This window comes from Shewanella sp. SG44-6, from assembly GCF_014164185.1.
Taxonomy (GTDB): domain Bacteria; phylum Pseudomonadota; class Gammaproteobacteria; order Enterobacterales; family Shewanellaceae; genus Shewanella; species Shewanella vesiculosa.
Genome location: NZ_JACJER010000256.1, coordinates 1 through 1,869 on the forward strand (window position 1 = coordinate 1; position 1,869 = coordinate 1,869).

The following is a 1,869-nucleotide window of genomic DNA, read 5'->3' on the forward strand; positions in this document are numbered from 1 at the left end:
TTGACACGCATATTTTTAGGTTAGCAAACCGGACTAAATTTGCCCCAGGCAAAAATGTCGATCAAGTTGAACTGAATATGCTTAAAGTGGTGCCGAATGAGTTTAAAGTGGATGTTCATCATTGGTTTATTCTTCACGGACGGTACACTTGCTTAGCCAGAAAACCCCGTTGCGGCTCCTGTATTATCGAAGACCTGTGCGAATTTAAGGATAAAACAGAGTAGTGAGATCCTTGGATTCTTTTTCTGCCGGCTTTTAAGTTTTTGTTGCCCTAAAATTAAGGTATAGATTTTCGGTAATAGATAATTCAAACCTCTTTTCCTTTATTTTCTTCATTACATTGGCACTCAAACGAGTAACTATAATAATTAGCACTCGTTTGAGCACCATTATGTGACTATTTAATGTATAAAATTTTCGCTTAGCTTATTAATATCACTGAACATACACTCTATATTCCCAAGGTTTCAATTTAAAGCTTGTCTGTTGAGTAAGTTTACCTTTTTGCTTACTCAATAACGCTGTATATTCTCCAGATGTTTGTGGTCAAAAATCATCTGATTTAGCAATAAAAAATTTGGCTACAGTAAGCCAAGATTTATAGTTACTGCTTATATTTGTAATAAAACTATTATAAAAACACATAAATAAAATCTAATCAGCTGTTATACTCTAATGACTCAGAGAGGGTCTTATTCTAGTATGGTTACAATTAAGCAAGTGGCTGTCCACGCAGGTGTTTCATTCAAGACAGTATCGCGAGTGGTCAATAATGATCCAACAGTCAAAAAGATTAACCGCGAGAAGGTTCTTAAAGCAATAAAAGAATTAGATTATCGCCCTAATCGTGCGGCAAGCTTAACGCGACGTAAAAAATCAAACATTTACGCGATTATTGCTGATGAACTGCTTAGTGTTCCTTATACTTTCGATATTATTCGTGGTGCCCAAGAAATTGCTTGGCAGAAAAATAAAGAACTGTTGATCCTCAATGTTAACGAAACCCAAGCGAGTATAGACAGAGCTATCGAAAGCCTTTTAGAGTATCGCGTAGAGGGTGTTATCTATTCAGCAATGTATCATCGCCAAGTTGTAATCGCTGATGAACTAAAAAAAATCCCAACTATTTTAGCTAACTGCTTCCCTGCTTCAAATAACTTTCCTTGCGTAGTACCTGATGAGCAACAAGCCGGTGAAGATATTACCGATGCATTAATACGTAAAGGCTATCGCCGAATTGCTTTCTTAAACTTAAATGAGCATATAATTGCTGCCAAAGGTCGCAAACAAGGCGTTATAAATTCATTTAAAAAGCACGGCTTACCGCTCGATGATTTACTCATTGAATCGGTTATTTTTTGTCAAGCCGATGGTAGTGATATTTCTACCTCGAGAGAATCTGCGGCGCGAGTGATAGACGAGTTTAAACCTGATGCTATTATATGCGGGCAAGATCCCATGGCGCTGGAAATTTATTTTGTTGTACATGATAAAGGAATGGTAGTTGGTAAGGACATTGGTATTGCAAGTTTTGATGATTGGGGCAGTATTCCAGAATTATTACAACCAAATTTAACCACCATGGCACTACCACATCATGCGATGGGGCGTTGGGCAATGGAGTATCTTATAGAGCAGCGCACTGATATTGTTCACCACCACTTACCGTTTAAATTGATTGCTCGCAATTCGTTTTAATAGCATCTGCCTTTAATGCAAAAAACGATAATACGATAAACACACGGGATGTCGTAATAGTTGCCATCAGTGTTTTGAAATGCGGTTATATCGCGACGACTGGTATTAATCCTAATACCTTCAATCGTTGTCATCCCCGTTAGTTCACCTTCAACGAACTGATCATTTACC

The 1,869-nt window shown here is 37.6% G+C and carries 2 protein-coding genes; both read left to right on the forward strand.

Going from position 1 to position 1,869, the window contains the following annotated elements; all coding sequences use genetic code 11:
• The coding region (locus H5185_RS21915; RefSeq protein ID WP_182743253.1) for a hypothetical protein at positions 1-224 on the forward strand (224 nt) is incomplete at its 5' end.
• A gap of 478 nt (positions 225-702) precedes the next feature.
• Positions 703-1,698, forward strand: a complete 996-nt coding sequence (locus H5185_RS21920; protein ID WP_182698583.1) for a LacI family DNA-binding transcriptional regulator — start codon at positions 703-705, stop codon at positions 1,696-1,698.
• The last annotated feature ends 171 nt before the right edge of the window (positions 1,699-1,869 follow it).